The 15286-nt window shown below is 43.6% G+C and carries 13 protein-coding genes; 8 read left to right on the top strand and 5 right to left on the bottom strand.

Going from position 1 to position 15286, the window contains the following annotated elements:
* Positions 1-14 precede the first annotated feature (14 nt).
* Positions 15-467, bottom strand: coding sequence for a cysteine desulfurase sulfur acceptor subunit CsdE (gene csdE / locus Xind_RS02465; RefSeq protein ID WP_047679381.1), 453 nt, complete (start codon positions 465-467; stop codon positions 15-17).
* 7 nt (positions 468-474) lie between these two features.
* Positions 475-1728: a cysteine desulfurase CsdA gene (csdA, locus tag Xind_RS02460; RefSeq protein WP_187649395.1), complete on the bottom strand. Its 1254-nt coding sequence runs from the start codon at positions 1726-1728 to the stop codon at positions 475-477.
* A gap of 466 nt (positions 1729-2194) precedes the next feature.
* Here csdA and Xind_RS02455 point away from each other — a divergent pair, with 466 nt between their 5' ends.
* From Xind_RS02455 to Xind_RS02420, 8 genes are all read left to right on the top strand, one after another.
* On the top strand, positions 2195-3115 hold the full coding sequence (locus Xind_RS02455) for a transcriptional regulator GcvA (protein WP_047679385.1): 921 nt from the start codon (positions 2195-2197) through the stop codon (positions 3113-3115).
* 29 nt (positions 3116-3144) lie between these two features.
* Complete coding sequence (locus Xind_RS02450) at positions 3145-3540, top strand: DUF423 domain-containing protein (RefSeq protein ID WP_047679387.1); 396 nt, start codon at positions 3145-3147, stop codon at positions 3538-3540.
* Positions 3533-4630: a 23S rRNA (cytidine(2498)-2'-O)-methyltransferase RlmM gene (gene rlmM, locus Xind_RS02445; RefSeq protein ID WP_187649394.1), complete on the top strand. Its 1098-nt coding sequence runs from the start codon at positions 3533-3535 to the stop codon at positions 4628-4630. Before Xind_RS02450 ends, rlmM begins: the two co-directional genes overlap by 8 nt.
* A gap of 512 nt (positions 4631-5142) precedes the next feature.
* Positions 5143-6579 carry a serralysin family metalloprotease gene (locus tag Xind_RS02440; RefSeq protein WP_047679391.1) on the top strand — a complete coding sequence of 479 codons (1437 nt, stop codon included), beginning with the start codon at positions 5143-5145 and terminating at the stop codon, positions 6577-6579.
* 166 nt (positions 6580-6745) lie between these two features.
* Positions 6746-7063, top strand: coding sequence for a protease inhibitor Inh/omp19 family protein (locus Xind_RS02435; protein ID WP_047679512.1), 318 nt, complete (start codon positions 6746-6748; stop codon positions 7061-7063).
* Positions 7064-7177: 114 nt separating this feature from the next.
* Entirely contained in the window at positions 7178-8881 is a 1704-nt protein-coding gene (locus tag Xind_RS02430; protein ID WP_187649455.1) for a type I secretion system permease/ATPase, read from the top strand.
* Positions 8882-8974: 93 nt separating this feature from the next.
* On the top strand, positions 8975-10327 hold the full coding sequence (locus Xind_RS02425) for an HlyD family type I secretion periplasmic adaptor subunit (RefSeq protein ID WP_047679395.1): 1353 nt from the start codon (positions 8975-8977) through the stop codon (positions 10325-10327).
* 5 nt (positions 10328-10332) lie between these two features.
* On the top strand, positions 10333-11736 hold the full coding sequence (locus Xind_RS02420) for a TolC family outer membrane protein (RefSeq protein WP_222941697.1): 1404 nt from the start codon (positions 10333-10335) through the stop codon (positions 11734-11736).
* A 36-nt stretch (positions 11737-11772) separates the two neighbouring features.
* Here Xind_RS02420 and xni read toward each other — a convergent pair whose 3' ends face one another.
* From xni to queF, 3 genes are all read right to left on the bottom strand, one after another.
* Positions 11773-12528, bottom strand: a complete 756-nt coding sequence (xni, locus tag Xind_RS02415; protein WP_047679397.1) for a flap endonuclease Xni — start codon at positions 12526-12528, stop codon at positions 11773-11775.
* 61 nt (positions 12529-12589) lie between these two features.
* Positions 12590-13957: a nucleotide 5'-monophosphate nucleosidase PpnN gene (gene ppnN / locus Xind_RS02410; protein WP_187649392.1), complete on the bottom strand. Its 1368-nt coding sequence runs from the start codon at positions 13955-13957 to the stop codon at positions 12590-12592.
* A 141-nt stretch (positions 13958-14098) separates the two neighbouring features.
* Positions 14099-14944: an NADPH-dependent 7-cyano-7-deazaguanine reductase QueF gene (gene queF, locus Xind_RS02405; RefSeq protein ID WP_047679401.1), complete on the bottom strand. Its 846-nt coding sequence runs from the start codon at positions 14942-14944 to the stop codon at positions 14099-14101.
* Positions 14945-15286 lie beyond the last annotated feature (342 nt).

Below are 15286 nucleotides of genomic sequence, written 5' to 3'. Positions count from 1 at the left end.
TGGTATGAACAAATTTAGTACGAGCGGGCAATTTCCTGCACGGCCTTAATCAACGATTTTACACCGTTGAGCCGCGATCCACTTAATTGTTGTTCGAGGCCTGCTTGCTGAAACAACTCGGTTAATGGCGTTTGTAAGACCTGTTCCGCTGTTTTTCCTTCCACTGTGGTCAGGATAAATGCTAATAAGCCTTTCACGATGCGCCCTTCGCTGTCACCATAAAAATGCAGGCGGTTTTCAGCAAGCAATTGATGCCCCAGCCAAACCCGGTTTTCACAGCCGGAAATCTCAATCTGCTGTTGTTTTAACTCATCGGGCAAGTTCGGTAGCTTTTTAGCAAGCCCGATGAGTTGCCGATAGCGATCTTCCCACAGCCGGCATTGCTCAAATTTTTCAATCAGTTGTTGCTCCGTAATTTCTGTACCAAACGGATGTGGGGCAAGGATAGGAGTTGGCAGTGATGTCATTAGTGATTTATTCCTCAAGCAGTGACAGGGCAAATTTTATTGTACTGACTAATTTATCTGCATCTTGTTGGGTGTTATAAGGCATAAAAGAAGCCCGCAGGCAACCGTTGATCCCCAAGGCATCAAGCAGAGGTTGGGCGCAGTGCTGCCCTGAACGTAGGGAAATATTCTGTTCAGCAAGCAGCGTTGCCAGATCATGATGATGTATGCCTGCAAAGTTGAAGGCCAATAGGCTGGCTCCTGTTGCACGATAACTGATAAAGCCCGGTATCGCGCTGAGTTGCTGCTCAGCATAATCTGTCAGGGTAACAGCATAGGATTCGGCAAGTGAAGTATCGAGTGTTTTTAACCATTCCAATGTAGCAGCAAACCCGATGACTCCGGCAACGTTCGGTGTTCCGGCCTCAAAACGATAAGGTACTGCTTCTGGTGTAAAACTGTCGAAGGAGACCTGTGTAAGCATTTTCCCGCCCCCTTGCCACGGAGACATGGCATTCAGCAGTGATCCTTTTCCATATAATACTCCCAACCCATTAGGCCCATAGAGCTTATGTGCAGAGAAAGCATAAAAATCGATATCTAACTGTTGTACATCGGCGGGAGTGTGAACAATGCCTTGAGCACCATCGACCAATACCAGACAGTTATATTGATGGGCGAGAGCTGTGATTTGTGTTAAATCAACAGTAGCTCCGGTCACATTTGACATTTGGCTGATAGCAATCAATCGGCTTTTTTCATTGAGTAGTTCTGCCAGTGTTTTAATTTCTGGTTGATACTGTTTTTGTTGATATTGTTTTTGTTGATATCGTTTTTCAATCGGCCACTTAACGAGTTTAGCACCAGTTTGTTCTGCCAGAATCAGCCACGGTAGTAGATTGGAGTGATGTTCTTGTTCACTGACGATAATTTCATCATCAGCAGATAAGCGGGAACGGAAATACCCTTGCGCAACCAGATTAATGGCTTCGCTGGTGCCTTTTGTCCAGATAATATTTTCAGGTTGCGATGCATTGAGCAATTCAGCGACTAAAGAACGCGCCTGTTCATAACGTGCGGTCATTGCTTGTGCAGCTGCGTGTTGACTGCGATGAACAGTTGCACTGTGATTCTGGTAATAGCGTTGAGTCGCCTCAATCATACATGTGGGTTTGAGAGAAGTCGCTGCGCTATCCAGAAACACAGTCGGTTTTGGATACTCAGAGGATGGTAGTAATGCAGGAAATTGTTGGCGAAATTTTTCTGAATCAAAGGCTTTCATAAATGATGTTAATTTGAATGCTATGTCGTATACCTTTCGTTCTACAGTCCAGAAGGTATAAAAAAATAAATTTTTCTTTAATTAAGTTTGAGGGATTTTACAGCAAAGCAGAGAAAAAAAGCACCGCAATTGCGGTGCATTAAAAAATCACTATGGACAGACAGGGTAAATGTACAGGAAGTGAAAAAAAACAGTAGCATATGCTACAAAGTCTGGTTTCCCAGACAACTTGCAAACACAACATCACAACCACAAAGCCAAAAGTATCTATGTGCTTTTACAAATTTGTATCATTCCAAATTTGCCTTGCGACAGAGCTACTTTTCGTTCCGGCTTAGGAAGTGCGCACACTATAGGGATTTGCTGGTATATCATCAATGGACAAATTATAATGATTCGGATTATAAAAACTAATACCTGATCGAAAAGAGTTACCGGTATCGTAACCACCATACAAGAAATCAACATGTCCAAACGTTTACCACCACTCAATGCGTTACGAGTTTTTGATGCTGCCGCTCGTCATTTAAGTTTTACTAAAGCGGCAGAAGAATTATTTGTCACTCAAGCTGCGGTCAGCCATCAGATGAAAAGTCTGGAGGATTTTTTGGGACTGAAGCTGTTTCGTCGTCGTAACCGTTCTTTGTTGCTGACGGAAGATGGGCAAAGTTACTATCTGGATATTAAAGAAATCTTCACAGCTATCAATGAAGCTACCCGAAAACTTCAGGCACGTAGTGCCAAAGGTGCGTTGACGGTAAGTTTATCCCCTAGCTTTGCGATTCAATGGTTAGTGCCGCGGCTTTCTGGTTTTAACCAGAGTTTTCCGGGTATTGATGTCAGAATTCAGGCTGTGGATCGGGAAGAAGATAAGCTGGCAGATGATGTTGATGTGGCGATTTTTTATGGTCGGGGTCACTGGCCGGGGTTGCGGACAGACCGTCTTTATCCTGAATATTTGCTGCCTGTATGTTCTCCTTCTTTGTTAATGGGGGAGCGCCCACTGAAAACACCGGCGGATCTCGCCAACCACACTTTATTGCATGATTCTTCCAGACGCGACTGGCAAGCCTATGTTCGTCAACTTGATATACAGCAATTGATCAATGTGCAACAAGGTCCGATATTCAGCCACAGCGCAATGGTCATTCAGGCTGCGGTACATGGGCAGGGCATAGCACTTGCGAATAATGTGATGGCACAGAATGAAATTGATGCAGGCCGTCTTGTTTGTCCGTTCAATGATGTCCTGGTTAGTAAGAATGCATTTTATTTAGTTTGCCATGATAATCAGGCAGAATTGGGCAAGATAGCGGCTTTCCGTAAATGGATCCTTGCACAGGCTGCAAGTGAGCAGGAAAGATTAGGTTTTATTACTAATGAATGATACTGACGAATGAGAGTAGGAGCAGAGCGATGAACAGCCGTGCGATGCTTATTTTTTCCGGGATCAGCGGTTTCTTCTATGTAGCTTTTGGTGCAATAGGTGCCCATCTTCTGGCATCGGTATTGCGGCCACAGCAAATGGAATGGCTACAGACTGGCTTGCAATATCAAGGATTACATACACTGGCTATGATGGCTCTGGCGGCTGTATTGATATGGCAGCCATCGGTACAATTCAGCCGGGCAGGAATATTTTTTGCAATAGGGATCGTACTGTTTAGTGGCAGCCTTTATTGTCTGGCCTTTTTACCGCTAAAATTTTTGGTTTATCTAACACCTATCGGTGGGTTGAGTTTCCTCATCGGTTGGTTGTGTGTATTAATTGGCGCTTTGCGTCTAAGGAAATCGGCGCCTGGCCATGAATAAAGTTGCTTTGTATTGCCGCCCTGGGTTTGAAAAAGAGTGTGCGGCAGAAATTACAGATAAAGCGAGTAAGAAAGACATTTACGGTTTCGCTCGTGTGAAAGAAAACAGTGGTTATGTGCTGTTTGAGTGTTATCAGCATGATGATGCTGACCGTCTTATTCGTGAAATTCCATTCCGTGAATTGATTTTTGCCCGCCAAATGTTGGTTGTCGGTGAGCTGCTGAAAGATTTACCGCAGGAAGATCGTATTACACCGATCATTGGGATGCTGAGCAGCGTTATTGAGCGCGCTGGTGAACTGCGTGTGGAAGTGCCGGATACCAATGAAAGCAAGGAACTGATGAAATTCTGTCGTAAGTTTACAGTTCCTTTGCGTAATGCGATGCGGCAGGAAAAGATCCTGCTGATTAAGGAAAACTATACCCGCCCCGTGGTTCATGTGTTTTTTATTGCCCCCGGATGCTGCTATGTAGGGTATTCCTACAGTAATAATAATTCCCGTTTTTACATGGGGATCCCGCGTCTGAAATTCCCGTCAGATGCTCCGAGCCGTTCAACACTGAAGTTGGAAGAGGCTTTTCATATCTTTATTCCTTATGACGAATGGGAGGAGCGTCTCGATAGTGGCTTGTATGCCGTAGACTTGGGTGCTTGTCCGGGTGGATGGACTTACCAGCTAGTGAAGCGCAGTATGATCGTTCATGCGGTAGATAATGGGCCAATGGCTGATAGCCTGATGGATACTGGTCAGGTGAAGCATCATCGTGTGGATGGCTTTAAGTTTGAACCACCGATAAAAAATATTTATTGGTTAGTGTGCGATATGGTTGAGAAACCGGCTAAAGTTGCACAACTTATGACGGATTGGTTGGTTAAAAGCTGGTGTCGGGAAGCTATTTTCAACCTCAAGTTGCCAATGAAAAAACGTTACGAAGAAGTTGCTAATATTTTACAAAAAATTGAACAAAAATTGAAAGAAAATGGAGTTAATGCCAAAATTCAGGCGAAACATTTGTATCACGACCGTGAAGAGATAACAGTACACATTCAACGTATCTGGTCTGTTTATGCAATGAACCGCGATTATTGATTATTTGTTTGGTATACCCGTCGTCTTTCAAGTTGCATCCAAGCTGCATCTTAAAATCCGTAGGGTATATACTCTTCTTTATTTTTCCTGCCCTTGTTGCTGAAAGCAATCTGAAAATGCCCCGGTTGTCGAATTTCTTGCGTAACCGGGGCATTTATTTATTTTTCTTTTATTAAAATAAAACCAATTAGAGATATTAACTTTAAAATATTTCTTTATTTAGATTAATTTTAGATGAGTAAGAATTAATTTGTGTATTGTTAAGAAAATATATTTTTTTGTTAACGCAAACGTTTAATCAAAAATTAATAATTAGACATATAAATTAATTTTGTTTAATGTATTTTTTAAAATGATATCTTAATCATTTTTACATGGTCAAAAACTGGCGTTATTTTATTCAAGGGTATTTATTTCTAATACCTTGCTTAGGAAGAATAAAAAAACTCAAGTACCCGTTATAGCTGATATATCGGGTCTGAGATTATGAGTCTTTTTTACAGGAGATTTACATGACCTCAAAGAAAAAATATACCTATTCGGGGTTATCTGACTCTAACTCTGTTCAGGATGTGAAAGCACTACTCTCAGCCTACGTTCCAAACTCTGATATGAATATTCGTGTCGTGCATAAGCCTTTGGGGGATAAGGCCCCAAATGAACTTTTGCGGACTGATTTTCATTGGCAAGACAGTAAAATCGGACCTTCTGGCACGTTGGAATTGTCTTATCATTTTTTAAAAACTGCACCTGCTTTAATAATGTCGAAATTTGGTATTGCAGGTTTCAGTGCTTTTAATGAGGAACAAAAAGAAGCCGCAAAGTTTTCATTACAGTCTTGGTCTGATGTTGCTAATATAAAATTTACTGAAGTCAGCTCACGTTCTGATGCCAATATTACTTTTGGCTTTTTTGATTATAGTGAGACTGATGATTATGCATTTGCAACTTTGCCGAGGGGACAAAAAACAACGTACTCTTGGTATCATGCTAAAGACGAAACTTTCAAAACAAATGATATTGGTGTGAATGGTTATGGACGACAAACGTTTGTTCATGAAATAGGGCATACTCTGGGTCTGGAACATCCTGCTGAATATGATGCTTCCGATGTCGTAAGACCAAGTTATATCACTGTCGGTGAATATTTCGAAGATAGCCGTGCTTACACCGTGATGAGTTATTTCAACGAGAAATACACCGGACAAGATTTCAAAGGAAATTTCTCATCAGCGCCTTTGTTGAATGATATCTCTGCCATTCAGGCGTTATATGGTGCCAATACTGAAACCCGTAAAGGTGACACAGTCTATGGCTTCAATTCCAATACTGACCGTGATTTTATGACAGCAACAGATGCTGATAGCAAACTGATATTCAGTGTCTGGGATGCGGGTGGAGAAGATACATTTGATTTCTCCGGTTTTACCCAAAATCAGCGCATTAACCTGAATGAAGGCGCTTTCTCTGATGTAGGCGGCTTGAAAGGTAACGTTTCTATTGCGCGTGGTGTCGTCATTGAAAATGCGATTGGCGGCAGTGGTGACGATATCATTGTTGGTAACAGTGCAGACAATACTCTGAAAGGTGGAGCCGGAAATGATGTCATTTATGGCGGCTTAGGCGGTGATCATCTCTGGGGTGGCGCAGGCAAGGACACGTTTGTTTATCTGGATGGCAAAGAATCCTTAAAAGACAATCCAGACTGGATCCATGATTTTGTGTCTGGCGAAGACAAAATCGATTTGTCTCAATTTAACTTCGGGGGCAAGGGGGATCTTAAATTTGTTGATTCATTCTCAGGTAAGGCAGGTGAAATTTTACTGACTTATAACGAATCAACAGATGTAACGGATATGTCTATCAGCCTTGGCGAAGGGTTAGCTGGCAACGATTTTCTGGTGAAAATTATTGGTCAGCCATCGCCTGAAGCTGATTTCATTGTTTAGTAACATTCATTTTAATAAAACAAACTGCTGCCTGTTGTTCAGGCGGCAGCTTTTTATAGGAGGGGCAATGTTACAACGACATTTAGTTTCCTTCAATGCGTTGTTTGCTTTATTGAAATCTTGCACTTTATCAATAATGTTATCTTTGTTTTTGATTGGAGGATGTATGGCCAGTAGTTTGAATCTCCCTGCACCGGCTGAACTGACAGGATTATGGCAGATATCGGATAAACATCAGGTGTGCAGCGTTGAACTCACGGATACACGTTTGCCAGAAGGTTCTATCTGGGCGCTGAAAAGTGATGCTTGTCTGACAAAACTGATAGGAAATGCTGTTGCAGGCTGGCGACCAGCTCCTGATGGCATCACTTTGACAGACGCGGACGGTAATAGCCGGGCCTTTTTTGGTCAGGAATCTGAACAATGGGTGGCATACCTTGTTGATGGCAGGGAACTTGTCATGACACTCAAGAAAAAAATGTAACTGTGATCAAGAAAGCGATATTAAAAAAATAATATAAAGATAAGAACATAATTAAACTATTTTGCTTCTGATAATGAAGGGATTTCTGTGAAATTACACCAGCCAAAAGATGAAATGACGGATGTTATCCGTGCACGCAGTAAAGTATTCTGGACGATTGGTTTATTTACAGCATTTATTAACTTACTGATGCTGGTTCCCTCCATTTATATGCTTCAAATATATGATCGCGTGCTGCCATCCGGTAACGAGATGACTTTGCTGATGTTGACGCTGATTACGCTTGGTATGTATGCCATCATCGGTGGATTGGAATATATCCGAAGTATGGTAGTGATCCGGGTCGGCAGCCAGTTTGATATGTGCCTGAACCAGCGTGTTTATACCGCGTCATATGAATCCAACCTGAAAAATGGCTCTACGGATGCGGGGCAGATGCTGAATGACTTATCAACAATTCGTCAATTTCTGACAGGCAGTGCATTATTTGCCTTTTTTGATGCCCCTTGGTTCCCTGTTTACCTCGGTGTCATTTTTCTGTTCAGTCCATATTTAGGCTTGTTGGCGCTGATTGGGGCACTGATTTTGATAGCATTGGCGGTATTAAATCAATGGGTATCTCAGTCTCCGCTGGCGGAAGCAAACCAGCTCTCTTTACGTTCCGCTAACCTTGCCAGTACCAACTTACGTAATGCCGAAGTCATTGAAGCATTGGGTATGTTGCCTACATTACGCCGGCGTTGGTTTGGCCTGCATGAGCGTTTTCTCAATTTCCAGCGCATTGCCAGTGAACGGGCGGTATCCATTACTGCAATCACTAAAACAGTACGTATGGCTTTGCAGTCATTAATTCTTGGACTCGGAGGATGGCTGGCAATTGAAGGCAATATCACGCCGGGTATGATGATTGCGGGTTCAATTTTGATGGGACGGGCATTGTCTCCGATTGAACAACTTATTCAGGCATGGAAAAGCTGGAGTTCTGCTCGTCTGTCATGGCAGCGACTGGATAAGTTACTGCAAGCACAGCCAAAGCGCGAAAGTGGTATGACATTACCCGTACCTAAGGGCGCGTTGTTGTTAGAGAAAGTTTTTGCCACTCCTCCCGGTAAAACTAAAGCAGCTCAACCGATTGAAAAGAATCAGCAGGTTTTGCAAGACATCAATTTTTCTCTGGAAGCTGGTGATGTTTTGGGCGTTATTGGCCCCAGTGCATCAGGAAAATCCACTCTGGCCCGTTTGCTGGTGGGCGTCTGGCCTGCTCAAGAGGGAGTCGTGAGACTTGATGGCGCAGATATTTACCAATGGAACAAGGATGAACTGGGTGCTTCCATTGGTTATTTACCGCAGGATATCGAACTATTTGCCGGGACAATTGCGGAGAATATCGCACGTTTTAATGACTTTGATCCGGAAAAAGTCATTGAAGCGGCGCAGAAAGCAGGCGTACATGATCTGGTGCTTAATCTTGAGCAAGGTTATGACACCGTCATCGGTGCGGGAGGGATGGGGCTGTCTGGTGGACAAAAACAGAGGATTGGGTTGGCACGGGCATTGTACGGTAATCCATCGTTAATTGTCTTGGATGAGCCTAATTCCAATCTGGATGATATCGGTGAAAAAGCGCTGAGCGGTGCGATTGGAGAATTACGGGAACAGGGAAAAACAGTTGTGGTCGTTACCCACCGCCCGGCATTGCTCTCCCAAACAAATAAGGTTTTATTGTTAGTACAAGGGAAAATGAAACTCTTTGGCCCATCTCAGCAAGTTATGGCGGCATTAGCACAGTCAAAGGCTGCTGAGCGTACAGCATCATGACCTGCCATCTTTTTCATAGCATTAATACAGTTTCAGTATGGTTTCAACATAGTTTTAGCCGCTGGCCGGGGAAAAACTTGTCCGGGAGTAAAGATGTCCTATCAGACCAAAAGTGTTCAGACTGATATAAAGAGTACACAAAATGATGAGCCAGGATTATTGCCGCTGAATGCAAATCGCTATCTGCGGTTAGGCTGGTTGATTATCGGCATTGGCATACTGGGATTTTTCATCTGGGCGGCATTTGCTCCGCTTGATAAAGGGGTTTCCTCTTCTGGCATTGTCGTGGTGGATGGTAATCGTAAAACGGTACAGTCTCCGACTAATGGCATCATCAGGCAGATCCTGGTGACAGAAGGAGAGCATGTCAGTGCAGGTCAGGTATTGGTTCAGCTCAGTCAGGTTCAAGTGAATGCTCAGATTGATTCTTTGACGCAACAGTTACATACCACATTGGCAACTGAGGCGAGATTACTGGCGGAACAACAGGAGTTGGACACGTTGGTTTTTCCACCTGATTTACTGGCTCAACGCTCAGAACCACGATTTGACAATATCCTGGCGTTGCAAAAACAGCTTTTCATGTCACGTCGGGAAATGTTGAGAAGTGATCTGGCGGGAATACAGCAGGCAGAGGAAGGATTGATTTTCCAGATCAAAGGGCTGCGGGAAGCAATGGCAAATAAACAGCGTCAGCAGGCTTCACTTAAAGAACAAATTACTAACCTGAGTCCGTTGACGGAAGAAGGCTATTTTCCCCGTAATCGTTATCTGGAACTGCAACGTAACCAAATTGAGTTAAGTGGCAGTATGGCTGAGATGGCCGGGCGAATTGGACAGCTTGAGAAGCAGCAACAGGAAACGCATCAGCGCATGATTCAACGGCAGGCAGATTATCAACGTGAAGTACGCAGCCAGCTTGCAGATATTCAGGTTCAGGCCAATGAGCTGAAAAATAAACTGGAAGCAGCGCAGTTTGATTTATCCCATACTTCTATTACGGCCTCTGTTGAGGGAACCGTTGTGGGATTGAAAGTATTTACACAGGGAGGCGTTGTGACATCGGGGGAGAAACTGATGGAAATCTTGCCTGATCAGAGTGCGCTGGAAATTGAGGCACGTTTGATGGTGCACCTGATTGATAAAGTGGATATCGGGCAGGATGTTGATCTGATGTTTACTGCATTGAACCAGAACAGTACACCTAAAGTGACCGGAAAATTATTGGTCATTTCTGCCGATCGTTTAGTCGATGATGTGACCAGAGAATCTTATTACCAAATCCGGGTAAGGGTTACGCCAGAGGGTATGGAAAAACTGGCTGATCTACATATCAAACCGGGTATGCCAGTTGAAGTTTTTGTCAAAACAGGGTCACGCTCATTGCTGAGCTATTTATTTAAGCCATTGGTGGACAGAGCATCTACGTCGCTGATTGAGGAGTAATGGGCATGTTCAGGAATCATCGAATAGCGGGGAAATCTTATGCACGATTCTCCTTGTTGATGAGCTTGTTTTTGATCATGGTGCAGACAATGTTGTGTTCTGGCCCGGCTAAAGCACTTTCTTTGACTGAGGCTTATGTGTTGGCACTGCAACATGATCCAACATTTCAGGCCGCGATCAAAGAACTGGAAGCAGGACAGGAAGAAAAAACGCTTGGTCGGGCAGAATTGTTACCCAAGTTGTCAATTAGCTACCAGAATGCCCCGAAGAATTGGCAAAAAGTGGAAACCAATGTTTCAGAGTGGCGGAGTAATGGGGTTAAAGAGCGTTATGAGCGACAGTACGACAGCTACAGTGGTGCGCTGGTCCTGACCCAACCATTATTCGATGTCGAAGCATGGGCACGTTATCAGACCCGTAAAGCTTATGCGTTGATGAGTGATGCTCGTTTTCGGGCTGACAGCCAGCAACTGGTTGTGAGAGTGGTGAACAGTTATGTGGCTGTCGCTTATGCTCAGGACAAACTGACACAGGTTGTTCAGCAGCGGATGGCTTATGAAAAGCAACTGGAACTTAACCAAAAGTTGTTTGCTTCTGGTGAAGGCACCCGTACTGATGTAGCGGAAACTCAGGCCCGTTACAGTCAGGTACAGGCTGATGCGTTAACTGTGCGGGATGAGTTAGATGCTGCGATCCGTGATTTACAGTTATTAGTAGGTATTCCGTTACCGACGGACGTACCTGTGATACGTTTATCTGATGCTAAGCGCTTCAAAGCAATCAAGCTGGAATTTGAACATTATGCCGACTGGGAACAGACAGCATTACGCCAGAATTCTCAATTAGCGGTTGCCCGCCAGAAAATTGATGTGGCGTATCATGATATTGAACGCAGCCGATCAGGGTTCTTACCGAAACTGGAGTTATACGCTTCTCATAGTGAGAATAAATCCAGCAACGATAGCAGTGTCAATCAGAAATACCGGACCGATTCTGTCGGAGTGCGTGTTTCCATGAATCTTTATAACGGTAATGCGACATCAGCATTGGTGCGTCAGTCGGCGGCTAATTATAACAAGAGCAAATTCGAAATGGATGCACAGGCCGGGGAAATACTGAATGCACTGCGACGCCATTATAATGGATGCATCAATGGTCAGAAGCGAATACGTGCTTATGAAATGGCGGTAGAAGCGGCAGAATTACAGGTTCAAGCCACGCAAAAAAGCGTTTTATTGGGGCAGCGGGTAAACGTGGATATATTGAATGCGGAGCAGCAACTTTATACTGCCCGCCGTGAGCTTTCCCAGGCAAAATACGACTATATGAAATCCTGGATTGGTTTGTTGAGTGAGTCCGGCCAGTTAAATAGTGAACACATTAAGTTAATTTCGAATTATTTTGGTTGAGCGATTTGGTCATCTCTGACTTAGATATGAATTAGCCTAATTACGGGGCAGCCTAAGTTGTTGCAAATTACCGTTCAGCGATAAATTAGTTTTTAGCGAAGCAACTTCACGGCAGATATAAGCCATTTCTTTGTCAGAGGCTAATTTGTTGCGCCATTTCTCTGGCTGAGCGTCCAAATGTTGGAATAAATTGTCTAATGAGCCCGCTTGTTGCAACAGAGCAACGGCTGTTTTTGGGCCAATCCCCTGAACACCTGGGATCTTGCTGCTACTGACACCCACCAGCCCCCAATAATCGGGAAGCTGAACAGGAGAAACACCAAATTCCTGTTGTACAAAAGGCAAATCCAGCCACCGTTTTTGGAAGTAGTCACGAATTTGGATATTGGGGGATAGTAGCTGGCAATAACCTTTATCCGTGGAAACAATGGTCACCTGATGCCCTGTAGCTGCAACTTTGGTTGCCAGTGTTGCAGCTAAATCGTCCGCTTCATGCCCTTCAGCATGCCAGCAGGCGACACCTTGAATATCAAATGCTTGCTTAATCAGTGGCATTTCTTGCTGTAAATCTTCTGGCATAGCAGAACGCCCGGCTTTGTAATTAGGCAGTCGCTGATGGCGCCAGCTATGGTGTCTACCATCTTCATCAAATACAGCAACGGCATGGGTTGGAGAAGAATGAGAGATTAATTGCTTCAACGCATGTTCACAAGCGGCAATGCAAGGGCTTCCCTGCACAGCATGGATACGTCGAATCAAATTCAGGGCATCTACAATCAAAAGGTGTATCATGGTCTTTAACTATATACTCCATCCGTGGTGTTATTCCGTGGCGACTGCCTCATTGGGGTGCTTATCTGATGATCTTATAACATGGTTCATAAGCTGTGCCACCCGGAAGTTTCATGCGATCTTGTTTCACAAAATTTTCCAACAGATTATCCATTCGGCGCATAATTTCTGCATCACCGTGAATCTTGAACACCCCATGTTTTTCGATGGCTTGAATGCCGATCTCTTTCACATTGCCTGCGACAATGCCGGAAAATACACGTCGCAGAGCAGCCACGAGTCTTTCAGTTGACTGATTCGAATGTAAATTCTGATTTGCCATATTTTCATGAGTGGGTTCAAACGGAAACTGCAAATCGTGAGAGATTTTCATTGCCCAGTTAAAGCTATAAGCATCTCCGGTTGAACGACGGTTTTCTTTAACCTGTGGCATGGCTGTTTTCATCACTTTGGCAACTTCTGATGGGTTTTCCATAATAATGCGATAGTGATTACGGGCCTGTTCACCCAGTGTATTGACGATAAACTCATCCAGAACACGAAAATAATCAGTACTTTCTTTTGGCCCTGTTAATACCAGAGGCAGTACCTGATTCTGATTTTCAGGATGCATCAAAATCCCCAGTAGATAAAGCAGTTCTTCTGCTGTTCCAACGCCTCCCGGAAAGATGATAATGCCGTGAGCGATACGAACGAAGGCTTCCAGCCGTTTTTCGATATCCGGCATAATAATCAGTTCATTGACCAGAGGATTGGGTGGCTCGGCTGCGATAATGGAAGGCTCTGTAATACCGATGAAACGGCTGTTTTTATAGCGCTGTTGTGCATGTCCGACAGCAGCCCCTTTCATCGGTGCTTCCATTGCACCCGCTCCACAACCAGTACACACATTCAGCTCGCGTAAGCCGAGTTCGTTACCTACCTTGCGGGCATACAAGTATTCTTTTTCACTGATAGAATGCCCACCCCAACAAACGATCATATTGGGATCTTCTGCAAGAGGCAGAGCTTTAGCATTGCGCAGAATGGAGAAAACGGTATTGGTAATGTGCATACCATTTTTCAGATTCAGAGAGTCTGCTTTTTGTGCATCAACAAGTTGAGCGTGAACAAACAGAATATCCCGCAATACTGCGAATAAATTTGCTCGTAAGGATCGAATGATCTTACCATCAACAAATGCTTTTTCTGGTGGATTAACCAGCTCTAGTTTGACTCCTCGCTCTCTGCGCAGGACGTTAATATCAAAATCTTTACATTTTGACAGTAATTCTTTACCGTTGTCAGTCTGACTGCCGGAGTTGAGCACGGCCAGTGAGCAATTACGGAAAAGACGGTATAGGTCGCTGCTTGCAGTGTGTTTCAATGTATCAACTTCAAGCTGAGAGAGTAAATCCATTGACCCTAACGGGCTGACATGTGTAATCAAGAATAGCTCCTTTATACCCCAGTGGGGTTTCCTGAATAATGATTTTACCCTGAAATATGTTGGGTGCTAATTGAACATTAAAATCAGCCCATTAGGAGATTAGATATGGCATTAGGATAAATGCTATCTGTGCTAATTCAATTACTGACGGGCCAATCTTCCGGTTGTTGGTACAAATGTGTCGTTACTGCGCCATGGGTTAATATCCAATCCACCACGGCGAGTATAACGTGCATAAACAGTGAGTTTTTCCGGGCCACACAATTCGATTAAGTCGTTGAAAATACGTTCAACACATTGTTCATGAAACTCATTGTGATGACGGAATGAAACCAGGTAACGTAATAATTTTTCCTGATCGATTTTGGGGCCTTTATAGCGAATTTGTACTGAACCCCAATCAGGTTGATTTGTGATCAGACAATTTGATTTCAGTAAATGGCTGACCAGAATTTCTTCAACGACAGGCCCGGTTGCTGCATTGTTAAGATAATCGCGATTGAACTCATAATCATCAATTTCAATATCCTGATTATCAATACATTTACCTTCAAAATCGGTAATTGGCTGTTGATTGAAGCCATGCAGAGGATGTAAAACAACGTCAATATCACCTTTAGCGCAAGCGGATAAATCCTGTTGCAGTGTCTTTTGCACCGTTTCCCAATCACTAAAGCGGGTTTGGTTAAAACTGTTCAGATAAAGTTTAAAACTTTTGGATTCGATAAGATTTTCGCTGGCCGCATTCAGGCTAACGTGACCAATAGCGACTTGAGGAACACCCCGTGAGTTGAGCCAGGATAGCTCGTACATTGTCCAGATATCAGCCCCGTGAAATGGGAGGTTATCGGGAAACAACCCAAGCGGCTCACGGTTCATGCTGCGAGGAACGGCTTGTAATAATGATGGCTCATAAGTATCACAATAGGAAGTGGGTTTTCCGAGAGTAAGATCGGTGAGGGCCTGATTATTTTGATACAAAGACATAAGATTCCTTAAAGATAATTACCCTGCCTGTAAGCGCTATCGGGTAGAGATTATTGTTGTTTAAATAACTTGTAGTGTATCAAGGAATGTTGATGATTCGTATTTTTATTGTGCATTAATCATTACTTACCGTATTTATCAAGCTGGTATAGTTTAGTCGTGTAGATCCGAGCCTTCTTGTGGCGCTTTCATGTTGATTTTATACGAGAGAGGAAGTTACATAACCTTTTATAATAGTAGGTCAATTGAAAGAGTCGGTCACTTGAAGGGAACTCAGTCCGACTCTTGTGATCTGATTCATCACCAAATCATTAAGCGGACTGAGTTATGTCAATCATCAAA

Source organism: Xenorhabdus indica (genome assembly GCF_014467235.1).
GTDB lineage: Bacteria > Pseudomonadota > Gammaproteobacteria > Enterobacterales > Enterobacteriaceae > Xenorhabdus > Xenorhabdus indica.
The sequence above is the reverse complement of the archived record's forward strand: the minus strand, read 5'-3'. Positions and strand labels throughout refer to the sequence as shown.